The following is an 18,980-nucleotide window of genomic DNA, read 5'->3' as shown; positions in this document are numbered from 1 at the left end:
ATCCACCCTACAACACCTGTCAGCAATCTGAAGCGGGGGCTTATCGCCCCCGTTTTCAGTTACTTCACATCCACCTGATAGAAAATGTGTTTACCAAACGGATCGACTTCATAGCCGGTCACTTCTTTGCGCACCGGTTCGAAAATCGTTGAGTGAGCAATCATCACCGCAGGCATTTGGTCATGCATCATCTGCTGCGCTTCTTTATACAGTGCCACGCGCTTTTCATGATCGCTTGAAGTACGCGCTTCAAGAATCAACTTATCAAACGGCTGATAACACCATTTTGCCGAGTTAGAGCCGCCATCCGCTGAGCGACAGGTAAACAGTGGGCCAAAGAAATTGTCCGGGTCCCCTGTGGCCGTGGTCCACCCCATCAACGCCGCCTGGTGCTCACCACTTTTCACACGTTTTAAATACTCGCCCCACTCAAAGGTCACCACTTTTGCCGTTACGCCAATTTTCGCCCAGTCGGCCTGAATCATCTCTGCCATACGTTTAGCGTTAGGGTTATAAGGACGCTGTACCGGCATTGCCCACAGATCGATAGTCAGGCCATTAGCAAAACCCGCCTCTTTGAGTAACGCTTTGGCTTTTTCCGGGTCGTATTCGTAATCTTTGAGCGAATCATCAGCACTCCATACGCCTGGGGGCAGAAGATTTTTCGCAGCCGTACCGGTGCCACGGAATACCGCGTCAATAATCGCAGGCTTGTTGATCGCCATTGCCAGCGCCTGGCGCACTTTCACATTATCCGTTGGTGCTTTTTGGGTATTGAATGCGAGGAAGCCGGTATTCAGACCCGCTTTTTGCATCAGGTTAATGTCGGCATTTTCCTTCATGCGCGGCAAATCGGCCGGATTTGGGAATGGCATCACCTGGCACTCATTTTTCTCAAGCTTAGCTAAACGCACTGAGGCGTCCGGAGTTATGGAAAATACCAGCTTGTCGATTTTTGCCTTGCCCTGCCAGTACTCAGGGAATGCGGTGAACAGAATGCGTGAATCTTTTTGGTACTGCGCAAGACGGAAAGGCCCGGTGCCGATAGGGTCCATATCCACACGTTCTGGCGTACCTGCTTTTAGCATCGAATCAGCATATTCAGCGGAAAGTATCGAGGCAAAATACCAGCCAAGGTCGGCAATAAATGGTGCTTCCGGGTGAGTCAGCGTAAAGCGAACGGTATTATCGTCAACTTTATCAATCGAGGTAATTAATTTGCCAAACTCGAGACTTTCAAAATTGGAATAGTTTCCGTTAGAAACATTGTGATAAGGATGCTTTGGATCTTTCTGACGCATAAACGAGAAAATGACATCGTCAGCGTTAAAATCACGGCTCGGTTTGAAGTATTTGTTGCTCTGGAACTTCACCCCTTTGCGCAAATGGAAGGTATAAACTTTACCATCATCACTGATATCCCAACTTTCAGCGAGGCTTGGCGAAAGCTCGGTGGTGCCTACTTTAAAATCTACCAGTCGGTTATAAACCGGTACAGCGCTCGCATCAACACTGGTTCCCGATGTATATAACTGCGGGTTAAAGTTTTCCGGCGAGCCCTCGGAGCAATAAACTAATGTTTTAGCTGCAACAGTAGAACTGACTGTCAGCGCGGCTATTATCAATGCAAGTTTTGTGGTTTTTGTTGTGATGGAAGTTTTCATGCCTGCCCTATTATTTATAATTTTCACCCAGGATAGTGCTTGTACAAAGCGACTTAATAAATAACATTAAAAGTCGATTTCAAACAAATGAATATATCCAGTAAAGAGGAAGTCATGGCATCACAACTCTCAGAACAATTAACGCAACGTTTCTTCCGTTATCTGGCGATCACCAGCCAAAGTCAGGCGGGTACCAACACCCTACCAAGCACGCCAGGCCAACATGAAATGGCACAATTGCTGGCAACTGAGCTACGGGAATTAGGCCTGGATAATGTAGTCATCGATGAGCATGCCACCGTCACGGCGGTTAAAAAGGGAAATGTTGCAGGTGCGCCACGCGTTGGGTTTATTACACACATTGATACGGTAGATGTCGGGTTGTCACCGGATATTCATCCGCAATTGCTCCGTTTTACCGGTGAGGATTTATGCCTTAACCAAGAAAAAGATATCTGGTTACGCACCACTGAACACCCGGAAATTCTCGCTTACCCGAATGAAGAGATTATTTTTAGCGATGGCACCAGCGTACTCGGCGCGGATAATAAAGCCGCAGTAACTGTGGTGATGGCGCTGCTTGAAAACCTGACACCTGAGATGAAGCACGGCGATATTGTCGTGGCTTTTGTACCTGACGAAGAAATTGGCCTGTGTGGCGCAAAAGCGTTGGATCTCGCCCGTTTTGACGTTGATTTTGCCTGGACTATCGACTGTTGCGAATTAGGTGAAGTGGTATATGAAAACTTTAATGCCGCGCACGCCGAAATTCGTTTTACTGGCGTGACCGCGCACCCGATGTCTGCAAAAGGTGTCTTAGTGAACCCGCTGTTAATGGCACATGATTTCATCAGCCATTTCGACAGAAATCAGACACCAGAAAATACCGAAGGCCGTGAAGGTTATATTTGGTTTAACGGCATGCACACCACGCAAAATGAAGCGATATTGAAAGCCAATATTCGCGATTTTGATACGCAAATGTTTGAACAACGTAAACAACAACTTCGTGATATTGCAGCGAAAATAGCCGCACAGCATCCGACAGCAAAAGTGGAAATTTCAATCAGCGATACCTACAGCAATATCAGTAATGCCATCAAAGACGATCGTCGGGCCATTGATTTAATTTTTGACGCGATGAAAGAGTTAAATATTGAACCGAAGATCATTCCAATGCGTGGCGGTACAGACGGCGCAGCACTTTCGGCAAAAGGCTTATTAACGCCGAACTTCTTTACTGGTGCGCATAATTTCCATTCTAAATTCGAGTTTTTACCGCTACGCGCATTTGAAGCCTCTTATAACGTGGCATTAAAACTGTGCTTATTAGCCGCTAAATAATAAATATCACCTCAAAAACGGGCTAACCCGTTCGTTTATCGAGTTGACAGGTAGCAACCCACGCCTGACTGCCACGGCCTTACAAACCGTGGGCAGCAAAGGCTGGGATGGTTTTTCGATTGCGCGTGTAAAAGACTAAACCCCGTTGATTGACGCACCGCCATCCACCAGTGAAGCGGTGCCCGTCACAAATGATGATTCATCTGAAGCAAGCCAAAGCACCGCTCGGGCGATTTCTTCCGGTTGAGCAACGCGTTTTAGCGCATGAAGCCCGGTAATAAATGCCTGTGATTCGGCAGTGTTATTCATATCGCGATACATATCGGTGTCCACCGCACCCGGCAATACGGAATTGACGCGAATATTTTGCGGGCCAAACTCCGATGCTAACGCCTGCGTCAGTCCAATCAGCCCTGCTTTACTGGCTGCGTAAGAGGCAACCTGTGGAAACGCGAAACTGTATCCTACGAAAGTTGAAGTGAAGATAACCGAACCACCGCCATGTTTGAGCATTTCGGCAATCTGGTGTTTAGCTCCGAGGAAAGATCCGGTCAAATTGATGGCCACCGCATTAGCAAACCCTTCTGCTGAGACTTCGGTACTTGGGCCGTTTTCACCTAACGTTCCGGCATTGTTAAAGGCGATATCAAGCCGCCCCCACGTTTCCACCGCTTTAGCTACCAACGCTTTGGCGTACTCTTCTTCGCGTACATCACCCGTTACAGCGACAGCGTCGCCTCCGGCAGCTTTGATTTCATCAACCAGTTGAGCAAGTTCGGTTTCACGCCTGGCACCAACCACCACTTTTGCGCCTTCGGCGGCGAACAGTTTGGCGGTGACATACCCGATGCCTGAGCTGGCTCCGGTAACAATGGCAACTTTATCGGCTAATCGTTTCATATGAGAACCCCGGTGAAGCGGTCATAATTTGACCGCTCAAGAAGTATGGTATCGGAAGGGAATTATTGCATTGTTGATGATATAGACGCATTCGCCTCAGTAATTTGAACTAACGTATCTTTGCTTTGCTGACAGTACAACGAAGAGTGAGTTTAATGAGCTGGATATGATAGCGAGTGGTTTTAGTCCGGCTTAAATCGCTGACATTTTGGCGCCTGGTGGATGGGTCCAGCCGCAGGGAAGCGGCTGGAGGTTGTGAGCGTCGGGAACGCGTCACAACCGACCCTGACACGGAGACAAAATGGAGGTTTACCGCTTGCGGCGATTTGTGTGCCGGGAGTCGGGGTTCGCAGGGGGGCGACGGCGGCCCCCCTGCGACGTTCACCAGTTCAGTCACAACATAAATCGCTTATCGTTTAGTGAACGGAACCTTCTCCGAACTGGCATAAACAATCCATTGCTCAGGCCAAAAGTGCGAAGTAAAGACTGCTCTGAATAAACTAAAACTACCCCGTAATTGCTTCCATCGCCTGCAAAATACGCTTATCAGAAATCGGATATGGCGTGCCTAATTGCTGAGCGAAGAAACTCACACGCAACTCCTCAATCATCCAGCGGATCTCCTGCACATCGTCGTCAACGCGGCGTGCAGGAGGCAATTTGTTCAGCCACTGCTGCCAGGTTTGTTGCACATGCTCAACTTTCAGCATTTGCACACGATCACGATGCGGGTCGACCGCCATTTTTTCGAGGCGTTTCTCAATAGCATTCAGGTAACGCAGCGTATCGCCCAGGCGTTTGTAGCCGTTTCCAGTGACAAAACCGCGATAAACCAGCCCGCTCATCTGTGCTTTCACATCCGACAAACCGAGCGCCATCGTCATATCCACGCGCCCTTTCAGGCGTTTGTTGATGTTGAACACCGCCGTGAGGATTTGTTCGACCTGCTTCGCAATTTCCACCACGGTTTCATTGAGTTCTGCACGAACTTTTTCATGCAGCGCGGCAAAGCCCTCTTCGCTCCAGACTGGCCCACCGGCCTGCGCAATGAGCTTATCAACGCCGCAAGAAATGCAGTCATCAATCAAATCCATGACTTTGCCGTACGGGTTAAAGTACAGGCCAAGTTTGGCTTTGTTCGGCAGCTTTTCATGCAGGTATTTAATCGGCGATGGAATGTTCAGCAGCAATAAGCGGCGCAAACCACGCCACATTGCCTGTTGCTGTTCAAGCGGGTTATCAAACAGCTTGATCGCCACGCTCTCTTTTTCATCCACCAGCGCCGGGAAGGCCTTCATACGATAGTTACCGCGTTTCTGCTCGTAGCTTTCCGGAAGCGAGCCAAAGCTCCAGATATGCAAACCACTTTGTTCAATACCGTCATCGGCTACAGCCGAGAGCGTTTGCTGGACTTTCTCTTTCAAGCCACCTTTCAACTCAGTGAGGTTTTTCCCCTCTTTGAGTTTTTTGTTGTGCTCATCCACCACGCGGAAAGTCATTTTCAGGTGATCGGGCACCTGATCCCAATGCCAGTCTTCGCGGTCGATGGTGATGCCCGACATGCGGCGGAATTCACGCTCTAAACTTTCCAGCAGCGGCAGTTCCAGCGGCGTGGCGCGGCCCAAGAATGCTTCTGCGTAGTTTGGCGCAGGCACAAAGTTACGACGCACCGGTTTTGGCAGTGACTTAATCAGTGCAATCACCAGCTCACGGCGCACGCCCGGAATCTGCCATTCAAAACCGGCCTCTTCCACCTGGTTTAACAGCGGTAGCGGGATGTGCACCGTTACGCCATCGGCGTCTGCGCCCGGTTCAAATTGATACGTCAGGCGAAGCTTGAGATTGCCCTGATGCCAGAAGTTCGGGTAGTCGAGCTTGCTGACTTGCTCCGCGCCCTCTTTGATCAGCATGCTCTTTTCGAAATTGAGCAGATCCGGTGTCTCTTTGCAGGTCTGTTTCCACCAGTTATCAAAGTGGCGCGCAGAAATTACATCGTGGGCAATACGCTGGTCGTAAAACTCAAACAGCGTGTCGTCGTCCACCAGAATGTCGCGGCGGCGAGATTTGTGCTCAAGTTCTTCAATTTCATTGCGCAGTTTGAGGTTGTCGCGGAAGAACGCATGGCGCGTCTGCCAGTCACCTTCCACCAGCGCGTGACGGATAAACAGCTCACGGCATAGAGCCGGGTCAATCTGGCTGTAGTTGACGCTACGGGCGGCAACAATCGGCAAACCGTAGAGCGTAACTTTTTCTGTCGCCATGACCGCGCCCTGCGATTTCTCCCAGTGCGGTTCGCTGTACGAGCGTTTCAGCAAATGTTGCGCCAACGGCTCTACCCATTCAGGGTCGATACGGGCAGCAATGCGCCCCCACAGGCGGCTGGTTTCTACCAGTTCGGCAACCATCGTCCACTTTGGCGGCTTTTTAAATAAACCAGAGCCTGGGAAGATAGAGAAACGTGCGTTGCGCGCGCCGGTGTATTCCTGTTTATCGGCATCTTTCTGGCCGATATGGGAAAGCAGGCCAGTCAGTAATGCGCAGTGAACGGAGCGGAAATCAGCCGGTTCGCTGTTAATCGGCAAGCCGAGTTCTTTCACCACCTGGCGCAATTGGGTGTAGATGTCTTGCCATTCGCGTACACGCAGGTAGTTGAGATAATCGAGTTTGCACTGACGGCGGAACTGGTTCGAGGACAGCTCTTTTTGCTGCTCGCCGAGGTAGTTCCACAGATTCACGTAGGCCAGGAAATCAGATTCTTTGTCGTGGAAACGACGATGTTTCTCATCAGATGCCTGCTGTTTGTCCATCGGTCGCTCGCGCGGGTCCTGAATCGACAAACCGGCGGTGATGATCATCACCTCGCGCACACAGCCAAATTTCTGCGCTTCGAGCACCATACGCGCAAGCCGCGGGTCGACCGGCAGTTGTGATAGCTGGCGGCCCAGCGGTGTGAGTTTATAAACGCTTAGATCGGCTTCGCTGGTAATCGCACCGAGCTCTTCAAGCAGGCGCACGCCATCCTGAATATTGCGTTTATCCGGTGCTTCCACAAACGGAAACGCGGCGATATCGCCAAGCCCAAGCGAAGTCATCTGCAAGATAACGGACGCCAGGTTGGTGCGCAGAATTTCCGGGTCGGTAAATTCCGGGCGTGACAGGAAATCATCCTCAGAGTAGAGGCGAATACAGATCCCGTCGGAAACACGGCCACAACGACCTTTACGCTGGTTTGCTGAAGCCTGAGAAACCGGCTCAATCGGCAAACGCTGGACTTTGGTGCGGTAGCTATAGCGGCTGATACGCGCCGTACCAGGATCAATGACGTATTTAATGCCCGGCACGGTGAGCGATGTCTCAGCCACGTTTGTTGCCAGCACAATGCGCCGCCCAACATGCGACTGGAAGACGCGGTTTTGCTCGCTATTGGATAAGCGCGCATACAGCGGCAGCACTTCGGTGTGCGGCAGATTCAACTTATTTAGCGCATCAGCGGTGTCGCGAATTTCACGCTCGCCGCTCATGAAAATCAGAATGTCCCCGGCACTTTCATGGCCGAGTTCATCTACCGCATCGAAAATCGCCTGTAGCTGGTCGCGATCGGTATCATCTGCGTCTTCAACTATCGGGCGATAGCGCACTTCCACCGGGTAAGTACGGCCAGAAACTTCGATAATCGGTGCATTGTTGAAGTGGCGCGAGAAGCGTTGCGGGTCGATGGTTGCAGACGTGATGATGATTTTCAGATCCGGGCGACGCGGCAATAACTCACGCAAATAGCCCAGCAGGAAATCGATGTTCAGACTACGTTCGTGCGCTTCATCGATGATGATGGTGTCGTACTGCATCAGCAGGCGGTCTTGCTGAATTTCCGCCAGCAAAATGCCGTCGGTCATCAGTTTAACCATTGTGTTTTCACTGACATGGTCAGTAAAACGCACCTTATAACCAACACAGCCGCCCGGCTCTGTTTGCAGCTCTTCGGCAATACGGTTGGCAACGGTTCGCGCCGCCAGTCGACGAGGTTGCGTATGGCCTATCAAGCCTTTAACACCACGCCCAAGTTCCATGCAGATTTTTGGTAGCTGCGTGGTCTTACCTGAGCCAGTTTCCCCCGCCACGATAACCACCTGATGGTCACGAATGGCATCGAAAATGTCCTGTTTTTTCTGGCTGACAGGCAGATTTTCTGGGTAGGTGATTTTTGGACGTGAAGCTTCACGCAGCAGGACCTTACCGGCGGCAGAGTCAATCTCTTGCGCCAGTGAATCAAGTACCGCCTTTTGCGATTCAGGATTTTTCACCTTCTTCGCACCATGTAAACGGCGCGAGAAGCGTTGCCTGTCGCGTAGCATTAAGCCATCAAGGCGAGAGAATAATGAAGACAGTGAGGGTTTTATGTTTTCCATTGCGTAGTCGTCATGGCAGCGCACTGCCTGGTAAGTCTGTTTCATGAATTGGCGCTAGATTAGCACATCACACCTTTCGACGCCTTGTTCAATAAAATCGAACATTGAGTTCGATATATTGCGCTATCACTGTAATCGGATTGTGAATAAAGTACTTCACAGCGAACGGGCAATCTGTCCCGAATGAACACAACAAAGGAATCACCCATGAGCAAAGTATTAGTTCTGAAGTCCAGCATCCTGGCAGGTTACTCTCAGTCAAATCAGCTGTCCGACTATTTTGTTGAACAATGGCGTGAAGAGCATAGCGCAGATGAGATTACCGTGCGTGATCTGGCTGCTAACCCAATTCCAGTTCTGGATGGCGAGTTGGTCGGTGCGCTGCGCCCAAGTGATGCGCCACTGTCACCACGTCAGCAAGAAGCTTTGGCGCTGTCTGACGAGCTTATCGCCGAGCTGAAAGCTCACGATGTAATTGTTATCAACGCACCAATGTACAACTTCAACATTCCAACACAGTTGAAGAACTATTTCGACCTGGTTGCCCGTGCTGGCGTGACTTTCCGTTACACCGAGAAAGGCCCGGAAGGCCTGGTAACCGGCAAACGTGCTGTGGTTCTGACCAGCCGTGGCGGTATCCATAAAGACACCCCTACCGATCTGCTGGTTCCGTATCTGAATATTTTCCTGGGCTTTATCGGGATTACCGATGTGAACTATGTGTTCGCTGAAGGTATTGCATACGGACCGGAAGTAGCGACTAAAGCTCAAACTGATGCGAAAGCGGCAATTGATAGCATCGTTACCGCGTAATATCTGATTTATCGTGTTTCTGAAACGGCAAACCCTGGTTTGCCGTTTTTTTCAGGTGTAACAAAGCTATCTCGCAAACTTACGCGAACCCACGACACAAGCAATCACACCAAGTGTCACGATCACCATCAGCACACTCACCGTTTCATGAAGTAACGTAGCAGCCAGTGCCAGACCAAAAAATGGTTGCAGTAGTTGTAATTGCCCCACTGCGGCAATACCGCCCACCGCTAGCCCTTTGTACCAGAATATAAAACCTATCAGCATGCTAAACACGGAGACATAGCCGAGCGCAAACCAGCACTCAGGACTAATGCTGCCAGGAGTTACGGGCAAAGTGGTAAACGAGGCCAGTAACATAAAGGGAAGTGAAATCAGCAGCGCCCAACAGATAACCTGCCAACCACCCAGTTCCCTTGAGAGTTTCGCCCCTTCGGCATAGCCAAGTCCGCACACCACAATTGCCGCCAACATCAGTAAATCACCGGTTTGCGAAATCGAAACGTTTTGGGAAAAGGCGAAACCCACCACCAGCAAACTACCGATAATAGAGAATATCCAGAACGCAAACTGTGGGCGTTCGCCGCCGCGAATAACACCAAAGATGGCAGTAGCCAGCGGTAAAAGCCCCAGAAAAACAATTGAATGCGCGGAGGTGACAGATTGTAAGGCCATCGCTGTCAATAATGGGAAACCAATCACCACGCCCAATGCGACAATCACTAATGAGCCAATTTGAGACCTCTTCGGACATTGTTCCCTGAAACTCAGCACCAATATCAGCGCTAACATGCCGGCAATTGATGCACGGATAAAGGTGAGGAACAAAGGATCGATCTCCTGCACTGCCACCCGTGTTGCCGGGAGGGAGCCACTAAAGATAACCACGCCAATCAATCCGTTTAACCATCCAGATAATGAACCTGCATTTTTTTTATCAACCACATTCACCTCAATCTCAGCAGTACGCGAAGGGAACGCCATGGCAACTCTTTCATGGACAGATCGCATGATAACCGCCACAATCCATGACAATCAAAATATTGTCATGGATACAATCAGTGAAAGCGCGATATAAAACGATTGTTGATGAACTTGCCGCGTCCATTCGTTGCGGCGATCTACCCGCTGGAACCCGGCTACCAACACACCGGGCACTATCTGGCGAAAAGCATGTGTCCCTGGCTACGGCGACACGTGTTTATGCTGAACTTGAATCCATGGGATTGGTGAGCGGGGAAACCGGACGCGGTACTTTTGTCCGGGAAATCTCTCTTCCCACAGGTCTGGGCATCGATCAGCACATTGTGGCGTCCGATGTATTGGATTTAAACTTTAACTACCCCGCACTACCCGAACAGACGGACCTGTTGCGCGATGCACTCCGCCAACTCACTACTTCCGGTGATCTGACCGCATTACTGCGCTACCAGCCTCATGCCGGCCGCCTGAACGATCGAGAAACCATAGCATCGCATCTTGCCCATACCGGGATAACAGCGAGTGCCGATGATGTGCTTATTGTTAACGGCGCCCAGCATGGTCTGGCCATCACCGTGATGGGGCTTTTTAAGCCAGGGGATGTTATCGCCGTAGATGCACTAACCTATTCCGGTTTTAAGACACTAGCGGCGGCATTTAATCTTGAGCTGGAGGCAATTCCCGTATCTGAGATGGGGCCAGATCTTAACGCGTTGCGGGCATTGTGCCAGCGCAGACGAGTACGCGCCGTCTACACGATGCCCACGCTGCATAATCCACTGGGATGGGTACTCAACTCCGATCAGCGTAAAGAAATTGCCGCTATCGCCAGAGAACATGATCTGCTGTTAATTGAAGATGCGGCCTACGCTTTTCTGGCCAGCAATCCGCCCCCACCGTTAGCCTTTTTTGCACCAGAACGGACTATTTATGTCACAGGTTTTTCGAAGAATATTGCGACCGGTTTGCGTGTAGGAGCGGTTGTCTGCCCTGCTCCATACAGAACGCTACTGGAGCGCGCGATTAGGGTAACCACCTGGAATACGCCTTCCCTTATGACATCATTAGTTTGTGGCTGGATACGTGATGGAACGGTCAACAGACTTGAATCACTTAAGCGAGAAGATGCTCAAAGGCGCCAAAATATTGCGCGCGAAGTGTTGAAGCCACTGCCCTATATCAGTCATCCAGCCTCTTATTTTTTATGGTTGCCGCTGGCTGAAGAAGTGCGAGCAGAAAGTGTGGTACGTAGCTTGCTGGAAAAAAATATTTCGACCTCAACTGCGGAGCCTTTCACTACTTCGCAAAATGTTCCCCACGCTATTCGTATCGCACTCGGATCAGTCAGTGAAGACCTTCTTTATCAGGCGTTGAACACGGTGCGTGAAACCATTGAATATGAGCAATATCGTAGCTAATAAAAAGAAGTCGGAGACAGGAGAAAGATGTAATGCGGGGGAAAGATAAATGGGCGGTATTCACCGCCCATTGACTTTATTTAGCCAACCAGCAACGGTTGTGCTGTTTTCTCAACCAACGCCAGCAGGACTTTAATATCCTCAAGCGTAACGGTCGGATTTAACAGCGTCAGCTTCAGGCAAGTTACGCCGTTATGCTCAGTCACACCGACGTTTGCACGACCAGAGTCCAGCAATGCATCACCAATTTTTTGGTTCAGCAGTGCAATGTCCGCGTCGCTAGCAGAAGCCATTTGCTCAGGACGGAAACGGAACAGAACGCTCGCCAGTTGCGGTTTCATCACCAGTTCCAGAGACGGCTCTTCAGTAACGTACTGTGCAACTTCTTGTGCAAGCGTCACACCATGATCGATGATCGCGGCATATTGCTTCTGACCTAACGCTTCCAGACCCATCCACAGTTTCAGTGCGTCGAAACGGCGAGTTGTCTGCAAAGATTTAGACACCAGGTTTGGCACGCCAGCAGCTTCATCGAACTCAGAGTTCAGATAAGCCGCCTGATAGCGCATCAACTCATAGTGGCGCGCTTCTTTCAGCAAGAAAGCACCGCAACTGATGGTCTGGAAGTATTGTTTGTGGAAGTCCAGGGTGATGGAGTCCACTAATTCAATGCCATCCAGATAGTCGCGATATTTCTCAGACATTAACAACGCACCGCCCCACGCTGCATCAACATGCACCCAAATCTGGTGCTCTGCTGCAAGCGTTGCGATTTCACGCAGCGGATCAATTGCGCCAGCATCGGTAGTACCCGCTGTTGCAACAATCGCCAGGATCTGCTCGTCGTTTGCCTGAGACTGTGCCAGTTTCTCGCGCAGGTCGTTAATATCCATACGTGCGAATTTATCGGTTTTCACCAACGTCACTGACTGGTAACCGAGGCCCATTAAAGCCATGTTCTTCTGCACTGAGAAGTGCGCGTTTTCAGAACACAGAACTTTAATCTTCTTCAGGTTGCCGACCAGACCATCTTGCTGGATGGAGTGGCCCTGGCGCGCGAAGAACGCATCACGAGCCAGCATCAGGCCCATCAGGTTGCTCTGAGTACCACCGCTGGTGAACACGCCCGCATCGCCTGCCTGATAACCCACTTGAGCACGCAGCCATTCAATCAGCTTCATCTCGATGATGGTCGCTGACGGGCTTTGGTCCCATGAGTCCATGCTCTGGTTAGTGGCGTTGATCAACACTTCTGCAGCTTGGCTGATAACCAGACTTGGGCAATGCAAATGCGCGACACACTGTGGGTGATGCACCGACAAGCTGTCTTTTAAGAAGTATTCGATCGCACGTTCAATAGCGACCTGGTTGCCCAGGCCCTGAGGATTAAAATCCAGTTGAATACGTTCACGCAGTTCAGCAACAGATTTACCCTGATACATCTCAGGTTGCTGCAACCACTGCACAACAGCGGCGCTGGTCTGTGCAATGGCCTGCTGGTAGGCTTCAGTGCTTTGCGCTGAGCCTGCCAGGATAGGATTTAATTCAGACATCGAGGTCATTAACTCCACTCAGACAGGCTTGATGCCAGCCGCTAACAGCGCCTGCTCAAACTTATCGAGGAAAATAGCCAGCTCATCATTAGTGATAAGCAAAGATGGTAGCAGACGCAGCACGACGCCATTACGGCCACCACGCTCCAGAATCAGCCCTGCTTTGAAGCAGTTTTTCTGCAGCAATGCGGACAACTCAGCATCAGCCGGGTAGCAACCCATATGATCTTTGGCTTCGTTTGGTTTAACGATCTCAATACCGATCATTAAGCCCAGACCACGAACCTGGCCAATAACCGGGTAACGTTTTTGCAGTTCAGCCAGTTTGCCTTTCAGCCACTCGCCCTGCGCTGCAACTTTGTCAGCAATCTTGTTTTCAGTCAGATGCTTAAGCGTAGTCAGACCGGTTGCCATCGCCAGCTGGTTACCACGGAAAGTACCGGTGTGGTGGCCAGGTGACCATGCATCAAACTCTTTCTTAATGCCCAGAACAGCCAGTGGCAAGCCACCGCCAACCGCTTTAGACATAACAATGATGTCAGGCTCAATACCCGCATGTTCGAAGGCGAACAATTTACCGGTACGGCAGAAGCCAGCCTGAACTTCATCAATGATCAGCAGAATGCCGTGTTCTTTGGTGACTTTACGAATGCGCTGCAGCCACTCTTTTGGTGCCGGGTTCACACCACCTTCACCCTGAACCGCTTCCAGAATGACCGCTGCAGGTTTGCGCACGCCACTCTCAACGTCGTTGATCAGGTTTTCGAAGTAGTAAGTTAATGCTTTAACGCCAGCTTCGCCGCCAATACCCAGCGGGCAGCGGTACAGGTGCGGATAAGGCATAAACTGAACTTCCGGCATCATGCCATCAACCGCTTCTTTCGGTGACAGGTTACCTGTTACGGAAAGTGCGCCATGAGTCATGCCGTGATAGCCGCCGGAGAAGCTGATGATGCCTGAACGACCGGTTACTTTCTTAGCCAGTTTCAGCGCAGCTTCAACTGCATCCGCACCAGATGGGCCGGTGAATTGCAGGCAATACTCTTTACCCTGACCTGGCAATAAAGAGAGAAGATATTCAGAGAACTGATCTTTCAACGGAGTTGTAAGATCCAGTGTATGTAACGGCAAGCCGCTGGTAATGACATTTTGGATGCTTTGCAGCACGTCAGGATGGTTATGCCCAAGAGCAAGCGTACCCGCACCGGCCAGGCAATCAAGATATTGATTATTCTCAACATCAGTGATCCAAACACCGTTGGCCTGCGCAATTGCTAAAGGCAATTTACGTGGATAACTTCTGACATTCGATTCAAATTCAGCTTGACGCGCCAAATAGGTTTCATTGTTACCATTGAATGAATTAGCACCTAAACTATCAATACGGACTTTATCCGTCATCATATCTCTCCCACAGCTGCCGGTTCGTTAATAAGGCAGTTGAATTAATGAATGTCGAAAAACTGACCAGTGTGTAAAAAACGCCGTCAATATAGGTTCTTTTTACTTTCTACTCAATATTTTATTTTGTGAAAATCTGTATGTTGTCCTAATGTTTTTATCTTGTATTTATTTTATGAAAATCAGTGCGTTATTCACAATGCAGCAATTTATGCTGAATATTTGCATTTGCGTGGTTTTTGACTTCACTTATTTGCATTTTTTAGCCGAATAATTCAAAAACCCTACTCCTGCTCTAAGATGCAAACAGGCACTGTTACGTAAATCATACCTGATGGATATGACACTTTATGAGGGGGCTGTTTTCTTAATCGAGAATGTACTTAAAAAATATAAGGTGAATATTTTAAATAGAATAAAAACCAATCACTGGTTTTAAATTAACCTGCTGAGAAAATAAGCTTTTATTCCAGATGTTATATAAATATACGTAAATTGCGCCAAAACGAGAGCAGCATTGAAATGCATGACGGTTACAACCTTACGTTTATATCCAGCATTCACATTTTCTCGTAAGACCCTGGTCGGTAACCGTTTGATGCTATGCAGCAGCTGCTCTACTTATTGCTTAATGGCGGATTGAACCAGGTTGCCTGAGATTGCCCGTATGCCCAAAAGCCGGCATTGGCGAGGATGAAGATGTTGGGTTGATAGTCTGCGAATCGGTCCCACTAAGACCAGCCACGGTATCGCTAGCCCCAAGACCGGCAACCGTATCACTGCCGATCAAGTCAACGGTGCCTGTTTGCTGGCTGCTGCTTGATGAACTGCCTGAGCTCGTGTTACTTGATCCAGAATTCATCGTTAATTGCGCGAACGCCGCTGTGGTAACCAGAGATAGCACCACGGTCAAAATGATCTTTTTCATCAGTTGTTCCTCATCCAGTACCTATAGTTGTATCCATAGTACGGAATAAAAAGTGGCTTTTTGTCCTTATACTATTTCACGCACAGGTAAATGAGCGGGCTTCAGAACAACGGTATGGCTAATACATGCGTGTACAATCCATGTCATCAAAGCAACTTCAGTGTAGCCCAGCGCCTTGCGCACCGGGTTATTTTTTCATCCATTGGCCGTTAATACCGCGCACGTACTCACCCGGTTGTGCTCGAGCCACCAGCTTCTGTCCAGCCAATTCTGCGACCTGGTTTGCTGAGATGTTGTTGCTATCTGCCAGTTTCTGATAATTTTCCGCACGTGCTTCGTTAATGCTTTTCACCAACGCCAGTGTCTCTTTATCTTGTTTGATTGGCGCAACATAACCGCTTAGTGTCTCTCCCACTCGCCCTTGCTGGCGTGCTTCAGACAGGGTTAATGCCAATGCCTGGTGGCTAAATAAGATGGATGCCAGTAAAACACTCTTAACGATTTTGTTCATGAGCTTCACTCCTGGCCAAACAAGTCGCTGCGGTTTTTAAGCAACGTTTCAACGTCTTTATCTACTTTAATATGAATTTCATGCTCGATTTTCACGTTCATATTAATGGTGATAGGTTCTTTTGGCGCCGCGACTTCAATACGCGGCGTGCATCCCGTTAACCCTGCAATCCCTGTCACCAGGAGCATAGCGATGACGATTTTCATTGTGTTTCCTCACAAGCTTTATCGCGAGCCTGGCAACGCACATCCGGTAATTCGGTATGTTGCTCAAGCCAGGTTTGCAAATTGTCCCCAAAACGCAGGCTGCGCCAAAGCGTAAAGAGGTTTTCCTGATGGCTGTAATTCAGCCGCACCGCATTCCTTTTCCCTTCAACCTGGCTTGTGCCTTGTACATTCGCCCGCAAAGTTAGCACGCCAAGGTTATCTAAATTGATATCTGTCCAGGAATGAGAAATCTCCATATAACGCAGCCAGTTAACCGCAACACCTGCAGCAATATTGTTCTCAACAATGGCATCAGCCATATCTTTATCCAACCGCAATGTCAGTGGCCCAGGGTTTGTCAGCCAGCCATCTTTAATGATCCATTGTGGATGGTTAAGCCACAGCGGTAACGCTCCGTTCACTCGCCCGGACATAGTGAACTGTTTGGGATTGACCGCAGAAATCAATTCGCTCGACGAGATATTCTCTAAGCGTAGCAAGGCCGCATCGCGTTGTGGCATGCGCAATTGCTGCATACGTAATTTTCCACCCAGAAGATCCACATTAACGTTACTGAGCATCAGCGGCTGCTTTTCACTCCATGGATACCAGCCTTCAAGATCGGCCGTCACATTTGTCGCCGCGAACTGATTTTTCACGTCGGCAATCCGCAATGTGACCGGGCCATCTGTCCCTAATCGCCAGGTACTGTGGCTAAAGCGGAAGGGCAATACAAAATCAACACCATTAATTTGGTTATCCGGCAACCAGACGCTGCCATTTTTCACCACGCCATGGCCACCGGCCTCAAATCCCTGCCCTGCAGCTGCGGAAAAGGCCACCTGTGAATAGAGCGAGCCATCTTTTAACGTCATTTTCCAGTCAGCGGGGATAAGCGACTGGAATACCGTCAAACCTTGCTGTGGCCACCACGCATTACCACGCAGGCGCACACCGTCCCAGCGACCATTCACGCGTACAGGGCCAATACTCCCCGCATGCAGGTCACCTTTATACTGGAAGGAAGAAGGGTCTTCGCCCGTCACACTAAACGTTAATGTTGACGGCGGTAATGTACTGCCACCGCTGAAAGTCGTTTCCCCCGCATTGAGGATAAACGCGCCATCAAAAACAGGAGCTGTTTGCGCACGCTGCCAGTGAAGAGGTCTCTCAAGTTTCAAACGCGGTTCAGTGACCAGCATTGAGCCGTACTCAAGCTTGTCAAATCCGGTAGAAAGCGAGCTAAGTTCAATCACGCTGTCGCGCCACTCTCCGTGCCCACGTACATCCCACTTCGCCTGCATCGGGGTAAATTCACCCTTGCCCCAATACTTCCACCGCCACAAACCCGCATCGGGCAAAAAGTCATCCGCTTTACCATCAAGATGCAGCACGAAATTACCCATCTGGTTTTCATGTGCGCGAACTATTGCCTGCAACCGTCCATCAACACCGCGTTGCGTGACGCTGACTCCAGCCAGAGGCCAGCGAATTTCATCGACATCGATAGAGTCGATGGCACGCCCTCGAGAACGCAGCAGTGCACCTGGTCGGAACATTAATTGTGGGTCGGCAATCGCGCCGCTAATTTCACCCGGCAGTACGGCGTATAACACCATGCCATCTTGTTTTGCTTCACCGGTTAATTGCACCGGTAAGGCGCTGTTGATCATGCTGAGCTTACCGGGGCCAATATTTAACACCGCGTTGGCTTTCCCGGCACTCCCCTGCGTGATGACGTTCATACGCCCGCTGATTAAGGCTTTTTCCAACCCCTGCTTCCAGTCATCAACCCGTAAAGCGATGCCGCCACGCAGCGGGAACCCCGCATAGGGCCAGAACCACTGCCCACCATTGACTTCAAAAATGTTCTCACTAATGGTCCATGGAAGCGTCATCAATGGTTCAGGCGCAGCTGGGTTCTTCAGTGAAAATGAACCCTGATCATCGTGCCAGTTCAGAACGACATCGATAAGATTAGGCTCTTGTGGAATGCGTAATTTTGTCGCCAGATGGCCCTGTTCAGGCAGTTTATCGGTAAGCGGAGGTAAGGTAATGGTGCCGACAAGTTCCAGCGGGTCCATACCAGCAAAAGCCTGAATTTTTAACTTTTGCAGATTGAGTATTTGACCGTTTAACTGCGCATCAACGCTGAGCGATGGGCCTTTGTAGTGAACCGTTTGCTGTTGCGGCGTTAGCATCAAACGTAAACCACCGGAGAACTGTTGAAAGGGTGTTACATTGACCTTATCTATAGTAAGCAGGCTTTCAGGCAACAGTGATTGCCATTCGGCCAAAGTACGCGGTGCAGCTGGGCCTGATTCGTCGAGAGGGATTTTGCTCAGGCAATCAACGTTAAGATTGAGCGTATCAAGATGAATGCGCCAGCGTTTGGGGTGGCTAAGAGTGGCATCTTTTATCGTCGCCAGTTCGCAATCCCCGGCAAGATAATGCAAATCAGGAACGATTATCGCACCGCGCGTAAAACGTGGGCTGGCTTCCATGGCGATGCGTGTCCCTTGCGGCAGCCAGATACCGGCAAGCGTTGGCAGCCAATGGGCTATAGTCATCAGAAGCGTTAACGGTAGCAGAATGAGTATCAGCACCAACGCAATAATGGCTTTATATTTACCCTTCATGGGTGGTTAATATCCTGATTCTGCGACAATTATGTGCCCATCTACACAACATATGCGATTATTCTTGCATTATTTGGACCGGGCGTGAAGGTCGTACCTGGTATAAGCGTAGCCAACCTTGAGTTAGCGGCAGAATTTCATGCTTAAAAATAAATTTTAATATTTGTAAGAATATTTTAAGCGTGATAATTTTACACCAATATCATTCTGGAGATA

The 18,980-nt window shown here is 49.7% G+C and carries 13 protein-coding genes and 1 pseudogene; 4 read left to right on the top strand and 10 right to left on the bottom strand.

The window, feature by feature from the left end:
- Positions 1-59 precede the first annotated feature (59 nt).
- Positions 60-1,664, bottom strand: a complete 1,605-nt coding sequence (locus M979_RS06100) for an ABC transporter substrate-binding protein (protein WP_167350267.1) — start codon at positions 1,662-1,664, stop codon at positions 60-62.
- A 114-nt stretch (positions 1,665-1,778) separates the two neighbouring features.
- Between M979_RS06100 and pepT the strand changes: the two genes are divergently transcribed.
- Together pepT and M979_RS23720 are read left to right on the top strand one after the other, a co-directional pair.
- Positions 1,779-3,008, top strand: coding sequence for a peptidase T (gene pepT / locus M979_RS06095; RefSeq protein WP_064554119.1), 1,230 nt, complete (start codon positions 1,779-1,781; stop codon positions 3,006-3,008).
- 28 nt (positions 3,009-3,036) lie between these two features.
- Positions 3,037-3,147 (top strand): annotated as a pseudogene (locus M979_RS23720) (methyltransferase); the annotation flags it as partial.
- Here M979_RS23720 and M979_RS06090 read toward each other — a convergent pair.
- Positions 3,144-3,908 (bottom strand): SDR family oxidoreductase, encoded by a 765-nt coding sequence (locus tag M979_RS06090; RefSeq protein WP_064554118.1) that lies wholly within the window; start codon positions 3,906-3,908, stop codon positions 3,144-3,146. The pseudogene M979_RS23720 and the gene M979_RS06090 sit on opposite strands and share 4 nt — an antisense overlap.
- Positions 3,909-4,414: 506 nt before the next feature.
- The gene (hrpA, locus tag M979_RS06085; protein WP_064554150.1) at positions 4,415-8,314 is read right to left on the bottom strand and encodes an ATP-dependent RNA helicase HrpA; all 3,900 of its coding nucleotides are present in this window, start codon (positions 8,312-8,314) and stop codon (positions 4,415-4,417) included.
- A 207-nt stretch (positions 8,315-8,521) separates the two neighbouring features.
- Here hrpA and azoR point away from each other — a divergent pair, with 207 nt between their 5' ends.
- Complete coding sequence (azoR, locus tag M979_RS06080) at positions 8,522-9,127, top strand: FMN-dependent NADH-azoreductase (protein ID WP_034455656.1); 606 nt, start codon at positions 8,522-8,524, stop codon at positions 9,125-9,127.
- A gap of 66 nt (positions 9,128-9,193) precedes the next feature.
- Here azoR and M979_RS06075 read toward each other — a convergent pair whose 3' ends face one another.
- Entirely contained in the window at positions 9,194-10,111 is a 918-nt protein-coding gene (locus M979_RS06075) for a DMT family transporter (protein WP_064554117.1), read from the bottom strand.
- 77 nt (positions 10,112-10,188) lie between these two features.
- Between M979_RS06075 and M979_RS06070 the strand changes: the two genes are divergently transcribed.
- Positions 10,189-11,526, top strand: coding sequence for an aminotransferase-like domain-containing protein (locus tag M979_RS06070; RefSeq protein WP_064554116.1), 1,338 nt, complete (start codon positions 10,189-10,191; stop codon positions 11,524-11,526).
- An 80-nt stretch (positions 11,527-11,606) separates the two neighbouring features.
- Here the strand turns inward: M979_RS06070 and M979_RS06065 are convergent, their stop codons facing one another.
- The 6 genes from M979_RS06065 to M979_RS06040 all read right to left on the bottom strand — a co-directional run bounded on the left by M979_RS06065 (position 11,607) and on the right by M979_RS06040 (position 18,764).
- A complete protein-coding gene (locus M979_RS06065) occupies positions 11,607-13,079 on the bottom strand; it encodes a pyridoxal phosphate-dependent decarboxylase family protein (RefSeq protein WP_064554149.1) in 1,473 nt (490 codons plus the stop codon).
- Between the two features lie 18 nt (positions 13,080-13,097).
- Complete coding sequence (locus tag M979_RS06060) at positions 13,098-14,483, bottom strand: diaminobutyrate--2-oxoglutarate transaminase (protein ID WP_034455659.1); 1,386 nt, start codon at positions 14,481-14,483, stop codon at positions 13,098-13,100.
- A gap of 625 nt (positions 14,484-15,108) precedes the next feature.
- Positions 15,109-15,408, bottom strand: coding sequence for a hypothetical protein (locus M979_RS06055; RefSeq protein ID WP_064554115.1), 300 nt, complete (start codon positions 15,406-15,408; stop codon positions 15,109-15,111).
- A 187-nt stretch (positions 15,409-15,595) separates the two neighbouring features.
- Positions 15,596-15,919, bottom strand: a complete 324-nt coding sequence (locus M979_RS06050) for a YdbL family probable chaperone protein (RefSeq protein ID WP_064554114.1) — start codon at positions 15,917-15,919, stop codon at positions 15,596-15,598.
- 5 nt (positions 15,920-15,924) lie between these two features.
- Positions 15,925-16,125, bottom strand: coding sequence for a YnbE family lipoprotein (locus tag M979_RS06045; protein ID WP_034455663.1), 201 nt, complete (start codon positions 16,123-16,125; stop codon positions 15,925-15,927).
- Positions 16,122-18,764, bottom strand: coding sequence for a YdbH family protein (locus M979_RS06040; protein ID WP_064554113.1), 2,643 nt, complete (start codon positions 18,762-18,764; stop codon positions 16,122-16,124). The genes M979_RS06045 and M979_RS06040 overlap by 4 nt, the downstream gene beginning before the upstream one ends.
- Between the last annotated feature and the right edge of the window lie 216 nt (positions 18,765-18,980).

Origin of the sequence: Buttiauxella noackiae ATCC 51607 (assembly GCF_001654865.1) — a bacterium.
Lineage (GTDB): Bacteria > Pseudomonadota > Gammaproteobacteria > Enterobacterales > Enterobacteriaceae > Buttiauxella > Buttiauxella noackiae.
Note: the sequence above shows the minus strand (reverse complement) of the source record. Positions and strands in the feature narration are given on the sequence as shown.